Genomic DNA, 14,334 nt, shown 5'->3' with positions numbered 1-14,334 from the left:
GTCCCGTCGGCCCTCCCGCGCGTCCCGATCACAGCGGCGGGCGTCAGTTCGCCCGCTTCATGACGATTTACTGCCCCGCGTGAGTCACGACTGCGTATCGGCTGGTCAGGGCGGGTTTCTGGGCATCTGTCGGACGTATCATGGTGAGGGATCCAGCTGGGGATCCCCCATCCCCAGGAGATCGCATGTCCACGCCTGCCCCCGCCCGGTCCTCCTCGACGACCGCTCCGACGCGGGCTCGTCGGCGTCTCGCGCTCCTCGTGCTCGCCGTGCTGATCGCCTCCGCCGGCGTCCTCGGCGCCGCCCCCGGCTCCGAGGCCCGCACCCCGCCCGCGGGCCTGGGCGGCTTCGTCCCCGGCACCCTCATCAGCGACGCACAGATGTTCGCGGGCACCTCCATGACCGCCGCCCAGGTCGACGCCTTCCTCGATCAGAAGGGCGCGAGCTGCACCCGCGGCACCGACGGCGCGGACTGCCTCAAGGACCTCCGGATGGACACCCCGCAGCGCGCGAAGGACGCCTACTGCGCGGCGATCCCCGCGAAGAGGGCGGCGAGCGCCGGGACGATCATCGCCGACGTCGCCCGCGCCTGCAGCATCAGCCCCAAGGTGCTCCTGACCATGCTCCAGAAGGAGCAGGGCCTCGTCACCACGCGCAATGCGACCCCGAAGATGCTCAGGGAGGCGCTCGGCTTCGGCTGCCCCGACTTCCAGACCTGCGACCCGAAATACGCCGGATTCGCCCAGCAGATCTACAACGCCGGGGTGCGCCTGCAGGCGTACGGCGACCCGGCTCGCGGCTACCGCTACCAGGCGGGCCGCACCTACGACATCCAGTACAGCCCCTACGCCTTCTGCGGCTACGGGAAGGTGACCATCTCGAACCGGGCCACCGCGGCGCTGTACAACTACACCCCTTTCACCCCCACCCAGGCGACCCTCGACGCGGGCTCCTCGGCGGTGGTCGACGACGTCTGCGCCACCTACGGCAACCGCAACTTCTACCGCCTCTACTCGCAGTGGTTCGGCTCCCCGACGGGCGCGAGCACCTCGCGCTATCCGGTCGCTGCGCCGCTCGGGAAGAAGCCCGCGGACCCCTTCGCGGACGTGCCCTACGACAGCACGATCTTCTTCACCGAGATCGCCTGGATGAACCACATGGGCTATTCCACGGGGTGGGGGAGCGGCGCGAGCGCCGTCTATCGCCCCTATGACCAGATCAAGCGCGATGCCGTGATCGCCTTCCTGTACCGGGCAGCGGGCTCGCCCGCGTTCACCCCGCCGAAGGTCTCGCCCTTCAAGGACGTGAACTCGAAGGACACGGTCTTCTACAAGGAGATCACCTGGGCTCACTCGGTGGGGCTCGCGCAGGGCTGGCCCGACGGCACCTTCCGCCCCTACGAGCCGATCAAGCGCGACGCCATGGCCGCGTTCCTCCACCGTGCCGCCGGTGCGCCCGCGTTCACGGGCCCGACCCGGTCCCCCTTCACGGACGTGCACCGGGGCTCGGAGGTCTTCTACGACGAGATCACCTGGATGGCTGCGAACGGCTACTCCACCGGATGGTCCGACGGCACCTTCCGCCCCTACGAGCCGATCAAGCGCGACGCCGTCGCCGCCTTCGTCTACCGCTGGAAGGTCGCCTGAGCGGAGGGCCGCTCGTCGCCCCATGCGCCTCAGCGCCCCTGTCTCCGGCCGCCTCCCCGTCGTCGGCGTCACTGCCCGCAGGGTCCTGACACCGGCCTCGCCGGATGGCAACCTGTGGGGATCGAGGACAGGGGAAGGGGCGGTCATGGCCGGTATCACGAGGCGACGCACCATGCTCCTGGCGGCGGGGACACTCGCTGTCGGCCCGCTCACCGGCTGCGGCGGCAGCGGGCGGGTCCGTCGAGTCACCACGGCGGTGCTCGAGGTCGAAGGCGTGGCCGGGTGCGAGATCGAGAGCGGCATGAACGGCACCTTCCGTCGACTCCTGCACGGCCGGATCGATCTCGCGGCCGAGGAGCGCAGGGACGCGTTCACGATCTACGACGACGCGATGCGCGCGGTCGTCACGACCCTGCACGAGGGGGACGAGACCGAGGGGAACATCTCCGTCGGCGGGATCATGGGCTTCCTCGCCGGTGTCGAGGAGTTCACGGCCAGGGGCCTCGAGCCGGACATGGCCGTCGAGGACTACCGACTGGAGCAGGTGGGCGCGAGCGCGCTCTACGCGAGATACGGGCTGACCTGAGCCGGGGCCCGCGGCGCCCGCCCGGGTCCTCCGCCCGCGGGACCCGGCCCTGCCTCGCGCTCACCGCAGGTCCTTCCGCCCCACCACGACCACGACGTCCTCCACGACCGTGACCCCGTCGCCGACATAGGTCCCCTCCAGGTCCTCCTGCAGCGCGGCGAGCACAGGGTCGGTCCCGGACCCTGCCTGCAGGCTGCCGTGATAGCCGCCGGTCGGGTCCACGCCCTGCTCCGTGCGCAGCACCGACTCATGGGCGTTCTCGAGCGGGGAGGCCCCGCCGAGAGCGGGAGCCGGCGCCTCGAGCACCACCTCGCGGACAGCGGGGGAGGAGACGCGGCTGCCGTCGATCCGGTACCCGGCCAGGTCCAGCAGCGGCACCGGATCGGCGATCCGCAGCGGCGCCGGCCAGGTCGCGGGATGCCGCAGCAGCAGGGACGGCTCGAGCGCCGAGCTGTGCGAGACGTTGACCGTGCTGGTCGAGGCCTGCACCGGCACCACCGTCCCCACCGGGGACCCGACCGAGAAGCTGTGGGAGATGTCGTAGCTGCCCGGTGCTCCGTCGGCCCGGTTGACGCCGGGGTCCGCCGCCAGATGCGCGGCTGTCAGCCCGCCCTGCGAATGGCCCACGACCATCACCCGCGCCCCGTCGGGGACCCCTGCCGCGGCCATCGCCGTGCGGATATCGGCCATCGCCGCGGACTCCTGCCCGGCCATGGTCCGCAGGTTCGAGTCCCAGCCGGCGGAGTTCCCCTGCGGCCCCCAGGAGTCGGGATCCCAGATAGGCGCGCCCCCGGTCGGCGGGGCATGGACGATGTACGCCTCGCCCCCGTCCCGGCCGCGCATGGTCTGGATCCGCACCCGCCCCGCCGCGGCACCGTCCCTGTCGGCGTCGCCGGGGACGCCTGCGAGCGGACGGCGGGCCTCGTCGTTCGCCGCGACGAGGTCGGCGAGGCCGCGCGGAGCCGTGCTCGAGGGGACCTCCACCACGGCGTGCACGGTGACGTCGGTGCGTGGGTCGAGGAGACCGGTGTCGGTCACGGTCTCCACCGGTGCGAGCGCGATCGCGCCGCCGAGGAGGAGGGTGCTCGCGCCGAGCCGGGCGAGGGTGGGGGCGTCCCCGCCCGCCGCCCAGTCCTCGAACATCCCGCCGAGGTGTCCGAGCTCGTCCTGGACCCGGTCGATCCCGTCCGGGTCGCCGCCGAGCCCGACCACGACGCCCGTGAGCTCCGCGGTGCCGAGCGCGACCCCGGCGCCGAGGGCGTCGGAGACGAGGGCGGCGGATGCGGGAGCGCCGAGGAGGGGGAGGGACGCCGCGGCGGAGGGACCCGCGAGGAGACGTCCTCCTGCTCCGGCGGGGGCGAGCGCACGGCCCGAGGAGGCCACGCCGTGTCCGACGGCCGCCGACGCGCGCTCCTGCGCCACGGCCTCGACGCGGAGCCGGCGGGCGAGGAGATCCAGGAGCTCGCCGGCCTCGCGCAGACGGCCCTGGGACAGCAGGGAACAGCGGAGCCGGAAGGCGTCGGCGTCCGGGCCGTGCCAGGTCGCGGCGCCGACGGCGTCGTCGACCCTCTCGCGCAGCCCCGCGAGCCGGTCGGCGGCCGCCTCCAGACTGTCGGCCTGCAGGCGGCATCGGTCCGTGTCCATGCCGAGCATCGCGTCGGCTCCGTCCCCCATGCCGTCCCTCCCGTCTCCTCGCCCAGCCGAGCCCGTGGATCGGCGTCCTCCGCCCCGACGGCGCCGGCGCTCGCGGTCAGGCTAGGGAGGCCGCGGTCGAGCACGAGCGGGGGAGAGCCGGGCTGTGGACGACCGCGACGTGGGGAGGAGCGGTCGCCCGTGCCCCGACCGTCCGTGCCCCGGACGTCTGTGCCCCGGACGTCCGGTCCCCGGCTGCCCGCGCCCGGGATCGTCCGGTCCCCGGGTCCCAGGTGCCCCTCGTACACTGATCCGGCCCGTCCCGCCCCGCACCCAGGAGCCGCAGTGCCCAGTTCTCCCCGCCCGGGTTCCTCCCGTCCGGCGATGTCCCCCGAGCTGCGGGAGGTCTATGCCGCGCTCCTCGAGCGCGCCCCGGAGAACCGCATCGAGCCGGACCTCAGCCGGATCCGCCGGGTGATGGAGCTGATGGGCGACCCCCAGAACTCCTACCGCTCGATCCGCATCGCCGGCACCAACGGCAAGACCACCACCGCGCGGATCCTCGAGCGGATCCTGCGCGAGGCCGGGCTGCGTACGGGCCGCACGACGAGCCCCCACCTCCACTCGCCCACCGAGCGGATCGCGATCGACGGCGCGCCCATCGACGAGGAGGGCTTCCTCCAGGCCTATCGCGACGTGGAGCCCTTCGCGCAGATCGTCGACACCGAGTCGCAGGCCGCCGGCGGCCCGCCGCTGACCTACTTCGAGTACCTCACCGCGATGGCCTTCCAGGCCTTCGCCTCCGCCCCCGTGGACGTCGCCGTGGTCGAGACCGGCCTCGGCGGCACCTGGGACGCGACCGGCGCGGTCGACCCCGACGTCGCCGTGATCACCCCGATCTCCCTGGACCACCAGGAGTACCTCGGCGACACGATCGCCGAGATCGCGGGGGAGAAGGCCGGGATCCTCACCTCCGAGGCGATCGCGGTCCTCGCCGAGCAGCCCTACCAGGACGCCGCCGACGTGCTGCGCGAGCGCGTGGCGGAGCTCGGCGCGGAGGCCTCCGTCGAGGGGCAGCAGATCGGCGTGCTCGCCCGCACCCCGGGCGTCGGCGGGCAGATGCTCTCGCTGCAGGGGATCGCCGGCCGCTACGAGGAGGTGTTCCTCTCCCTCCTCGGCGAGCACCAGGCCCGCAACGCCCTGCTCGCCGTCGCCGCCGCGGAGGCGCTGCTGGGCGGCGGCACCTCCCCGCTGGACGGCGAGCTGCTGCAGGCGGCGCTGTCGAGCGTCACCTCCCCGGGTCGCGCCGAGGTGGTGCGCCAGGCGCCGACGGTGCTGCTGGACGCCGCGCACAACCCCGCCGGCGCCCTGACTCTCGTCCAGACCGTGCGCGAGAACTTCCGCTTCACCCGCACCATCGGCGTGGTCGGCATCCTCCAGGAGAAGGAGGCCGACGACATCCTCGAGGTGCTCGAGCCGCTGCTGGACGCCGTGGTCATCACCCGCTCCAGCTCCCCCCGCGCGATCCCCGCGGACCGCCTGGCCGACATCGCCCGCGAGATCTTCGAGGATGAGGACCGGGTGCTCGAGCAGGAGAGCCTGCCCGACGCGATCCAGATCGCGGTCGACCTCGCCGAGGCCGACGGCGACCAGTTCGGCGGCGTGGTCGTCGCCGGGTCCGTCACCCTCGCCGCCGAGGTCCGCGACCTGCTCGGCGTCCCCGAGGAGGCGTGAGAGAGATGGACCTCGACCTCACCCCCTCCACCCGCTCTCACGGCGCACAGCGGATGATCACCGCGACGGTGCTCGTGTGCGAGGCGCTCGTCGTCTTCTTCGCGGTGCTCGTCGCCCATCAGCTCGCCCCCGGCGACCGGGCCCTGACCTGGACCTGGGGACTCGTCACCGCGATCGCCCTGCTGATGAACGGGGGAATGCTCAGCCGCGGGGCCTGGGCGTACTGGCTGGCCCTCGCCCTCCAGATCCCGGCGATCCTGCTCGGCCTCCAGGTCTCTGCGATGTGGGTGATCGGCCTCGGCTTCGCCGCCATGCTCGCCTACGGCATCGTCAAGGGTCGCCAGCTGGACCGCGAGAAGGACGCCGTGGACGCGAGGCTGCTGGACTCCGACGGGGCGGACGAGCGCTGACATGACCACGGCTGACCTGTGGGTACCCTGATCCCATGACCGCACAGCGCACTCTCGTCCTGCTCAAGCCCGACGCCGTCCAGCGCAGCCTGCGCGGCGAGATCCTCCGCCGCATCGAGGCGAAGGGCTACGACATCGTCGCCCTCGCCCAGCGCACCGCCACCGCCGAGGAGCTCGCCGCCCACTACGCCGAGCACGAGGGCAAGCCCTTCTACCCCGGCCTCGTGGAGTACATGGGCGCCGCCCCGCTCGTCGCGCTCGTCGTCGAGGGCGTGAACGTCATCAAGGGCTTCCGCTCCCTGGCCGGCGCCACCAACCCCACCGAGGCCGCGCCCGGCACCATCCGCGGCGACCTCGCCTGCGAGCAGGACCTCCCCGTCATCCAGAACCTCGTCCACGGCTCCGACTCCGAGGAGTCCGCCGCGCGCGAGATCGGGATCTGGTTCCCGGAGCTCGGCTGAGCCCTGCGATCGGCGGGCCGTGCAGGCCCGCCGGTCCCCGCGGTCCCCGGTGACGCGCCGTCCAGGACGCTCCCGGGGACCGCGCCGTCGTCGGTGCACAATATGGGCATGCAGCTGCCCTTCGTCGTCGTGCTCTTCCTGATCCTCGCCGTTGTCCTGGCCGTGGTGATCCTGGCAGTCGTCGCGATGCCCCATCTGCGCCTCCCGCGCGAGGACGAGGACGGCACGGCCGCGGAGCATCCGCGCCACACCTCCCGCACCGGTCGCGGCTGACCCCGCCCCGTCCACCGGGCTCCGGCGATGCAGGTCGCGCCCGGATCCGGGACTCACGCAGGGACGGCCCGGCGACGGCCCTAGACTGGCAGCTGTCCTCGCCGCATCGCCGGCTTCCCCGACCTCGGAGGTGACCCGTGGATCCCGATGCCCTACTCGCCCTGATCGCCGGAGGCGGCGGTGGTGTCGTCGTGCTCGGCGTCGGTGCCTGGGCCTACATCCGCAGCCGCGGCCGCTCGTCCTCCTCGAAGGACCGCGACGAGCAGCGTGGCGGTGAGGACTCCTCGAGGAGCGAGCCCGGCTCCACCACCGGCACCGCGACCGCGGTCAAGGAGCGACCCGCCGCCCCGACCTGGGCCGACACGCTCTCCGCCCCGGCCCCGAAGACCGCCGAGCGGCCCGCCGCGGGCGAGCAGGCGCCGGACGGCGCCGCTCCCGCCGAGAAGACCGCCCCCGCTGCCGAGGACGTCCCCTTCGATCAGGAGGCGCCCGAGGCCCCCGCCGCGTCCGCACCCGCCGACGCTCCCGCCGAGACGGCCCCGGCCGACACCGCCGGGACCGGCACGGCGGAGCCCGACACCGCCGCTCCGACGGAGAACGCCCCGACGGAGACCGCACCGGCCGGGACCGCGCAGCCCGAGGCTCCCGCCGAGGACGCCACCACGACCGCCCCTGGCGGCCCCGTCATCGAGACCCCCGAGGCACCCGAGAGCCGCATGCTGCGCCTGCGCGAGCGGCTCTCCCGCTCCGGCGCCCTCGGCCGCGGCATCCTCACCCTCCTCACCCGCTCCACGGTCGACGAGGAGACCTGGGACGAGATCGAGGAGACGCTGCTGATGGCCGACCTCGGCCCGGCCGCGACCGACGAGATGCTCGAGAACCTCAAGCGACGCATCCAGGTGCTCGGCACCGACGACGTGGCCGCCGTGCGCGAGGTGCTGCGCGAGGAGCTCGTCGCGCTCGTGGACCCGAACCTGGACCGCCGCCTCGCCGCGACCCGCCGCACCGCCGAGGACGGCACCGAGGTCCCCTCCGTGCTGCTCATGGTCGGGGTCAACGGCACCGGCAAGACCACCACCGTCGGCAAGCTCGCCCGCGTGCTCGTCGCCGCGGACCGCACCGTCGTGCTCGGCGCGGCCGACACCTTCCGCGCCGCCGCCGCCGACCAGCTCGAGACCTGGGGCTCCCGGGTCGGCGTGGACACCGTCCGCGCCGACCGCGACGGCGCCGACCCCGCCGCCGTCGCCTTCGACGCCGTGAAGAAGGGCATCGAGCAGGAGGTCGACGTGGTCATCATCGACACCGCCGGCCGCCTGCAGAACAAGAAGGGCCTGATGGACGAGCTCGGCAAGGTGCGCCGGGTCGCCGAGAAGGGCCTGCACGGCGACGAGGTCGCCGAGGTGCTGCTCGTCATCGACGCCACCACCGGCCAGAACGGCATGCAGCAGGCGAGGGTGTTCTCCGAGGCCGTGCACATCACCGGCATCGTGCTCACCAAGCTCGACGGCACCGCCAAGGGCGGCATCGTCGTCAACGTCCAGCGCGAGCTCGGCGTGCCCGTGAAGATGGTCGGCCTCGGCGAGGGCATGGACGACCTCACGCCCTTCGACCCGCACGGCTTCGTCGACGCGCTGCTGGAAGGCTGAGCGCTCCCCGGCCCCGCGGCCCCCGGACGGCCCGGGCGATCCCAGCGATCGCCCGGGCCGTCCCGCGTCTCAGGCGAAGTGGCTCTTCGCGATGATCCCGTGCACCCCGACGGTGCGGTCCACGACCTGGGAGATCGTGAAGTCCGCGGCGGCGGAGAGATAGGCGTAGGCGATCGCGCGGTCCATGCCGAGCTCCTGCTCCAGGAACTCCAGCGCGTTGACGACGGCGGTGCGCAGGGCGACGTCGAGGTCGCTGCCCTGGCCGTCGACCGACCCGTCGGGATCGGACAGCCCGATCGGGATCCACGCGTCGGCGGTCTCCGCGAAGGGATAGCGGTGCGCGAGCCGCGGCGCGTCCCCCTCGCCCTCCTTGCACACCGTCAGACGGAAGGTGCCGCGCAGCGAGCCCTCCATAGCGGTCAGCGCCACCTCCCCGTCGCCCATCGCATGGTGCGGGTCGCCGACGTAGAACAGGGCGCCGGGGGCGTGCACCGGCAGGTAGAACGTGGAGCCGGGGCCCAGCAGCCGGATGTCGATGTTGCCGCCCCCGAGGGTCGGCGGGATCGAGTTGGCGGAGGGGTCCGTGGGGGAGGAGGCCTCGGCGCGGGCGACGCCCATCATGCCCATGAAGGGCCTCAGCGGGAACCTGGCCGCCCCGCCGTCGAAGGCCATCACGCCGTGGCCGTCCTCGATCGGGGTGAACACCGAGACGTTGCCCCAGGCCATCGGGTCGGCCGTGCCCCGGCCGTCCGTCGACGCCGCCGGCATCACCTGCTCGAGGGATGCACCCTCCGGCGCGGCGCCGTCGGCGGTGAGCGCGAGCGCTCCCTTGCCGTGCCGGCTGGAGACCACGCCGTAGGGGACGCGGGGGACCGCCTCGAGGGTCTCGATCTTCAGGACGTCGCCGACCTCGGCGCCCTCGACGGCGATGGGCCCGGTGACCACGTGAGGGCCGTCGGCGGCGAAGTCACGGGCGGTGCGGTCGTAGTCGGCGGCGATCGCGATCGCGTCCTCGAGCACCGAGCCGGCCTCCACGCCGTGCGCGCCGAAGAACTCCAGCGGGTCCCGGCCCTGGTCCTCGAGGATCCCCTCGTGGGAGACCGCATCGATCGTCACGGTCTCGCCGGAGCCGACGGTCAGCACCGGATCGGAGTGGACGGTGGGCACATAGCCCCACATCACCTGGTCCGTCTCCGAACCGAGGTAGTGGTCGCCGGGGATCTCCCCTCTCCCCGGCTGCAGGATCTGCCCGGCCCCGGAGGGCGGCGTCGGATCCCCGGTCGCGGGCTCCCCGGACGACGGGGCGCAGGCCGACATCAGCGCGCCGCCCGCCCCCAGGGCCGCGGCGACCTGCAGCATCTGCCGTCGGCCCACCCCGCGTCGGAGCGTGGAGGCGGCATGCCGTGCGAAGCGGTCCGAGGAGAGGTCGTCGGTCGGCAGCGGGGTCGTCGATGGGGTCACGGGCGGGATCGTCTCCTCGAGGTCGTCCGCCGAGGGGCGGAGCGGAGTGCTCCCGCGACGCTGCGGAGGGCTCGGCGGATGCCGTCGGGCCGACGCTAGGCGGCGGGCCCGCCCTGCCGCCCGGTCCGTCCCGCGTCCCGGAATCCTCGGTCACGGAACGATCACGGCGGCCCTCCCGCCTAGGCGATCCCCGGCTGAGCCCGCACTCTGAGGGCACGGCCCGCCCGGCCGTACGGCAGGTCGGCACCTCGATCCCGGCCGCCGGCCCTCCTCTGACTGGAGCCGCCATGGACTTCACCCTCGACACGGGGGCGACCGCCTGGATCCTCACCAGCGCGGCGCTCGTGCTGCTGATGACCCCCGGCCTGTCCCTCTTCTACGGAGGCATGGTGCGTGCCCGCACCGTGCTGAACATGATGCTGATGTCCTTCAGCGCCATCGCCGTGGTCGCGATCGCCTGGACCGTCGCCGGATACTCGATCGCCTTCGGCACCGACGTCGGCGGCCTGTTCGGGAGTCCGCTGGAGTTCCTGGGCCTGGCCGGCACCGACGACCAGTCCCTCCTCGCCGAGAGCGGCGTGCCCTTCCTCGTCGCCGCAGGCTTCCAGATGACCTTCGCGATCATCTCCACCGCCCTGATCTCCGGCGCGATCGCCGACCGCGTCAAGCTCGGCACCTGGCTGGTCTTCGCCGCGCTGTGGGTGCTGATCGTGTACGCGCCCCTGGCCCACATGGTCTGGGGCGGAGGCCTGCTCAGCGGCGACGGCCCCTTCGCCGCGATCGCCGAGCCGGTCGACTTCGCCGGCGGCACCGTGGTCCACATCAACGCCGGCGTCGCCGGTCTCGTTCTCGCCCTGGTTGTCGGAGCGCGCAAGGGCTTCGGCAATGAGCCGATGAAGCCCCACAACCTGCCGCTGGTCATGCTCGGCGCGGCCCTGCTGTGGTTCGGCTGGTTCGGCTTCAACGGCGGCTCCGCCGGCACGGCCGACGGGACCGCGGGCCTGGCCTGGGTCAACACCACGGTGGCCACGGCGGGTGCCATGCTCGGATGGGCCCTCGTGGAGCGGATCCGCGACAAGCACGTCACCTCGCTCGGCATGGCTTCGGGCGTCGTCGCCGGCCTGGTCGCGATCACCCCGGCCGCCGCCGCGCTCACGCCGCTCACCTCGATCGTGCTCGGTCTCGCGGCAGGTCTCGCCTGCGCCCTCGCCGTCGGCCTGAAGTACCGCTTCGGCATCGACGACTCGCTCGACGTGGTCGGCGTGCACCTGGTCGGCGGCCTCGTCGGCACCATCGGGATCGGCTTCCTCGCCGTGGACGGCGGTCTCCTCCTCGGCGGCGGCGCGAGCCTGCTGCTGGTCCAGACCCTCGTCGCGATCGTGGCCATGCTGATCTCCGCGGTGCTGACCCTCGCCATCGCCCTGGTCCTGAAGTACACGATGGGATGGAGGATCCCCGAGGCCGACGAGCGCGCCGGGATCGACATCACCCATCACGCCGAGGCCGGATATGATCTGGTCGGCGCCCTGGCCTCCCGCCGGGACCGCTCCTCGGTCGTCGGCACCGTCGGCACCGTCGGCTCCGCCGCCTTCCCGCCCGCGGACCCCGGCCCCGAACCCCGCAACCAGGCCCCCGGCGACCCCGTCGCGGACCCGGTCCCCGCCGCAGGCGGCCCCGCCGCCGAGCAGCCCGCCCGTCCCGCCGTCGCAGGAGAGCCCCGATGAAGCTGATCACCGCGATCATCCAGCCGCACGCCCTGCAGGATGTCACCGACTCCCTGCGCGAGTACGGGGTCACCGGCCTGACCGTCACCGAGGTCGCCGGGTACGGCCGCCAGGGCGGCCACACCGAGGTCTACCGCGGCGCGGAGTACACGATCGACACCATCCCCAAGATCAAGGTCGAGGTGCTGGCCCTGGAGAGCGACGAGTCCGCGATCATCGACCTGATCCTCGCCGCCTCCCGCAGCGGGAGGATCGGCGACGGGAAGATCTGGACCACCGACGTCGGCACCGCGGTGCGCGTGCGCACCGGGGAACGGGGGGCGGATGCCCTCTGAGGAGCTCTCCTCCCGCCGGATCACCCAGGTGCTCCACGAGGGCTTCGCGGACCCCTCCGCCGGTCCCTCCCGCAGGCTCGCCCAGTCCGATCTCGTCGACGACTGGCTGCGCACCCTGTGGGAGCGGGCCGGCGAGGCCGTGCCCGGACGGGGCAGCGGAGCGGCGCTCGCCGCCATCGGCTCGTTGGGCCGGCGCTCCCTCGGCCCCGCGAGCGACCTCGACCTGGTGCTGCTCGTGGACCCCGCCCGGGTGGGCGCCGAGCAGGCCGCCGAGCTCGCGGGAGCGCTGTGGTACCCGATCTGGGACTCCGGCACCTCCCTGGACCACTCGGTGCGCAGCCTCGAGGAGTGCGAGCAGGTCGCCGCCGCCGACCTGCGCACGGCGATCGCGCTGCTGGACCTGCGGCACATCGCCGGGGACGCGCAGCTCGTCGAGGACACCGCCGCCCGGGTCCGCGCCCGATGGCGGCGCGAGGCGCGCCGACGGGTCGGGGAGGTGGTCGACCTCGCCGCCGACCGCGACCGGCGCTACGGCTCCCTCGCCCACGCCACCGAGCCGAACCTCAAGTCCGACCGCGGCGGACTGCGCGACATCACCGTCATCCGCGCGCTCGCCGAGAGCTGGCTCGCCGACCACGACCACGAGGTCGTCGACGCCGCCTCCCGCACCCTCCGCGACGCCCGCGACGCGCTCCAGGCCGTCACCGGCGCCTCGGGCACCCGCCTGGGCCGCGCCGACCAGGACGCCGTCGCGGCGCTGACCGGGCACGCCACCGCCGACGACCACCACGCCGTCCTCGCCGACGCCGCGCGCGCCGTGACCTGGGAGCTGCATCGCACGGTACGTGCCGCCGAGGCCGCGATCGCGCCAGGCGGCAGCGCCACTCGCGGCGCGGGCACCGCCCGCAGGCCCGCCCTCGAGCGTCTCCCGCACGGCGTGATCGTCCAGGCCGGGGAGGTGTCCGTCGACCCGTCCTCGCGGGATCTGCTGCGGGACGTGGCCGCGGTGCGCCACGCCGCGACGACGGGGCTGCCGCTCGCCGAGGCGACCCTCGCCCGGATGGCGCAGGAGACCGTGGCGCCCCTGCTGCCCGCCCAGCGCGACGTGCTCGTCGACGCACTCGCCGGGGAGCACCTCGCCGACGCCTACGAGGCCCTCGACGTCAAGGGCGTGTTCTCCCGCTGGGTGCCGGGCTGGTCGGAGATCCGCAACCGGCCCCAGCGCTCGGCCGTGCACCGCTTCACCGTGGACCGCCACCAGATCGAGACCGTGCTCGAGGCGCAGCGCTTCCTGTCCCGCGTCAGCCGACCCGACCTGCTCCTGGTCACCGCCCTGCTGCACGACCTCGGCAAGCGCCCCGAGGCGCGGGACCACGCCGCCGAGGGCGCGCCGCTCGCCGAGGCCGCGGCCCGGCACCTCGGCTTCGACAGGGCTGATTCCCGCACGATCGCGACCCTCGTGCGCGAGCACCTGACCTTGGTGGGCCTCGCCACCGGCCGCGACCTCGCCGACCCCACGACCCTGCGGGAGCTGCTGCGGGCGGTGGACGAGGACCTCGACACCCTCGAGCTGCTGCGGGCCCTGACCGAGGCCGACGCGATCGCCGCCGGCCCCTCGGCCTGGTCCACCTGGCGCGCCGACCTCGTCGACCACCTCACCGACCTCGGGCGCGACGCGCTGCGCGGCACCGAGACCGCGCCCCGCACCCGGCTGGCCCCGCAGCGCTCCGCCCAGGAGGCGGTGCTGGCCGCGGTGCGCCGCAGCGACAGCGCGCAGGTCATCTATCCCGCCCCGCTGGACGACGAGCCGATCTCGCAGCTCTGCCTCGGCGCCCCCGACGGCGCCGGGGTCTTCGCGGCGATGGCGCGGGTGCTGGTGCGGCTGCGCCTGGATGTGCACAGCGCCGTGGTCAGCACCCAGGACGGGATCGCCGTGAACACCTGGTGGGTCACCGGCACCCAGGCCGACCTCCCGCACCCCTCCGTGGTGCGTTCGGCCCTGGACCGGGAGCTGGCGCACCGGGACCGGGCCGACGCCCGGGTGCTCGAGCTCCCACCGGCCCCGCCGCTGCGGACCACCGAGGACGCCCCGGTGGTGACGCTCCTGCCCGGCGCCTCGCGCGAGGCGACCGTCGTGCAGGTCAACGCCCGCAACCGTCCCAGCCTCCTGGCCGACGTCGCCGAGACGATCACCGTCCACGGGCTGCAGGTGCGCAGCGCCCACGTGATGACCCTCGGTCGGCGCGCGGTGGACGTGCTGTATCTGACCGATCAGCACGGCCGCGCCCTGGACCCGCCGACCGTCGGCCGGATCGTCGCGGCCCTGATGGACGCCGCCTCGACCTGAGCCGGCCGGGTCGGCGTCGCCGCGCAGGCTGGGCCGCGGCGCAGGCTCCGCCGCGGCGCAGGCTCCGTCGCGACGCGGG

The 14,334-nt window shown here is 73.9% G+C and carries 12 protein-coding genes; 10 read left to right on the top strand and 2 right to left on the bottom strand.

Translation table 11 applies throughout. The annotated features are described in order from the left end of the window. Window positions 1-185: 185 nt before the first annotated feature. Together DS079_RS01995 and DS079_RS01990 are read left to right on the top strand one after the other, a co-directional pair. On the top strand, window positions 186-1,646 hold the full coding sequence (locus DS079_RS01995) for an S-layer homology domain-containing protein (RefSeq protein WP_126984607.1): 1,461 nt from the start codon (window positions 186-188) through the stop codon (window positions 1,644-1,646). A 145-nt stretch (window positions 1,647-1,791) separates the two neighbouring features. After that, a complete protein-coding gene (locus tag DS079_RS01990) occupies window positions 1,792-2,232 on the top strand; it encodes a hypothetical protein (RefSeq protein WP_126984606.1) in 441 nt (146 codons plus the stop codon). Window positions 2,233-2,292: 60 nt separating this feature from the next. Here the strand turns inward: DS079_RS01990 and DS079_RS01985 are convergent, their stop codons facing one another. Beyond that, a complete protein-coding gene (locus DS079_RS01985) occupies window positions 2,293-3,906 on the bottom strand; it encodes an alpha/beta fold hydrolase (RefSeq protein ID WP_126984605.1) in 1,614 nt (537 codons plus the stop codon). Between the two features lie 342 nt (window positions 3,907-4,248). Here DS079_RS01985 and DS079_RS01980 point away from each other — a divergent pair, with 342 nt between their 5' ends. From DS079_RS01980 to ftsY, 5 genes are all read left to right on the top strand, one after another. After that, window positions 4,249-5,598 carry a bifunctional folylpolyglutamate synthase/dihydrofolate synthase gene (locus DS079_RS01980; RefSeq protein WP_164736068.1) on the top strand — a complete coding sequence of 450 codons (1,350 nt, stop codon included), beginning with the start codon at window positions 4,249-4,251 and terminating at the stop codon, window positions 5,596-5,598. A gap of 5 nt (window positions 5,599-5,603) precedes the next feature. After that, window positions 5,604-6,008 carry a DUF4233 domain-containing protein gene (locus DS079_RS01975; protein WP_126985082.1) on the top strand — a complete coding sequence of 135 codons (405 nt, stop codon included), beginning with the start codon at window positions 5,604-5,606 and terminating at the stop codon, window positions 6,006-6,008. 35 nt (window positions 6,009-6,043) lie between these two features. Continuing rightward, window positions 6,044-6,469 (top strand): nucleoside-diphosphate kinase, encoded by a 426-nt coding sequence (gene ndk / locus DS079_RS01970; protein WP_126984603.1) that lies wholly within the window; start codon window positions 6,044-6,046, stop codon window positions 6,467-6,469. Between the two features lie 108 nt (window positions 6,470-6,577). Then, the gene (locus DS079_RS16995; RefSeq protein ID WP_159419648.1) at window positions 6,578-6,742 is read left to right on the top strand and encodes a hypothetical protein; all 165 of its coding nucleotides are present in this window, start codon (window positions 6,578-6,580) and stop codon (window positions 6,740-6,742) included. Window positions 6,743-6,879: 137 nt separating this feature from the next. Next, entirely contained in the window at window positions 6,880-8,388 is a 1,509-nt protein-coding gene (gene ftsY / locus DS079_RS01965) for a signal recognition particle-docking protein FtsY (protein ID WP_126984602.1), read from the top strand. Between the two features lie 69 nt (window positions 8,389-8,457). Here ftsY and DS079_RS01960 read toward each other — a convergent pair whose 3' ends face one another. Beyond that, window positions 8,458-9,849 carry an acetamidase/formamidase family protein gene (locus tag DS079_RS01960; protein ID WP_126984601.1) on the bottom strand — a complete coding sequence of 464 codons (1,392 nt, stop codon included), beginning with the start codon at window positions 9,847-9,849 and terminating at the stop codon, window positions 8,458-8,460. Between the two features lie 287 nt (window positions 9,850-10,136). On the opposite strand from DS079_RS01960, the gene DS079_RS01955 reads away from it, so the two are divergent. Genes DS079_RS01955 through DS079_RS01945 form a run of 3 tightly spaced genes read left to right on the top strand, consistent with a single transcriptional unit; the run spans window position 10,137 to window position 14,255 of the window. Further along, window positions 10,137-11,573 carry an ammonium transporter gene (locus DS079_RS01955; RefSeq protein WP_126984600.1) on the top strand — a complete coding sequence of 479 codons (1,437 nt, stop codon included), beginning with the start codon at window positions 10,137-10,139 and terminating at the stop codon, window positions 11,571-11,573. Then, window positions 11,570-11,908 (top strand): P-II family nitrogen regulator, encoded by a 339-nt coding sequence (locus DS079_RS01950; protein WP_010551331.1) that lies wholly within the window; start codon window positions 11,570-11,572, stop codon window positions 11,906-11,908. The genes DS079_RS01955 and DS079_RS01950 overlap by 4 nt, the downstream gene beginning before the upstream one ends. Continuing rightward, complete coding sequence (locus DS079_RS01945; protein ID WP_126984599.1) at window positions 11,898-14,255, top strand: [protein-PII] uridylyltransferase family protein; 2,358 nt, start codon at window positions 11,898-11,900, stop codon at window positions 14,253-14,255. The genes DS079_RS01950 and DS079_RS01945 overlap by 11 nt, the downstream gene beginning before the upstream one ends. The last annotated feature ends 79 nt before the right edge of the window (window positions 14,256-14,334 follow it).

The organism is Brachybacterium paraconglomeratum (assembly GCF_003994255.1).
GTDB lineage: Bacteria > Actinomycetota > Actinomycetes > Actinomycetales > Dermabacteraceae > Brachybacterium > Brachybacterium conglomeratum.
Note: the sequence above shows the minus strand (reverse complement) of the source record. Positions and strands in the feature narration are given on the sequence as shown.

Coding starts and splice junctions, on each gene's coding strand:
- DS079_RS01950 (WP_010551331.1), top strand. CDS start 11,570: ATGAAGCTGATCACCGCGATCATCCAGCCGCACGCCCTGCAGGATGTC.
- DS079_RS01995 (WP_126984607.1), top strand. CDS start 186: ATGTCCACGCCTGCCCCCGCCCGGTCCTCCTCGACGACCGCTCCGACG.
- DS079_RS01985 (WP_126984605.1), bottom strand. CDS start 3,906: ATGGGGGACGGAGCCGACGCGATGCTCGGCATGGACACGGACCGATGC.
- DS079_RS16995 (WP_159419648.1), top strand. CDS start 6,578: ATGCAGCTGCCCTTCGTCGTCGTGCTCTTCCTGATCCTCGCCGTTGTC.
- DS079_RS01955 (WP_126984600.1), top strand. CDS start 10,137: ATGGACTTCACCCTCGACACGGGGGCGACCGCCTGGATCCTCACCAGC.
- DS079_RS01990 (WP_126984606.1), top strand. CDS start 1,792: ATGGCCGGTATCACGAGGCGACGCACCATGCTCCTGGCGGCGGGGACA.
- DS079_RS01945 (WP_126984599.1), top strand. CDS start 11,898: ATGCCCTCTGAGGAGCTCTCCTCCCGCCGGATCACCCAGGTGCTCCAC.
- DS079_RS01975 (WP_126985082.1), top strand. CDS start 5,604: ATGGACCTCGACCTCACCCCCTCCACCCGCTCTCACGGCGCACAGCGG.
- ndk (WP_126984603.1), top strand. CDS start 6,044: ATGACCGCACAGCGCACTCTCGTCCTGCTCAAGCCCGACGCCGTCCAG.
- DS079_RS01980 (WP_164736068.1), top strand. CDS start 4,249: ATGTCCCCCGAGCTGCGGGAGGTCTATGCCGCGCTCCTCGAGCGCGCC.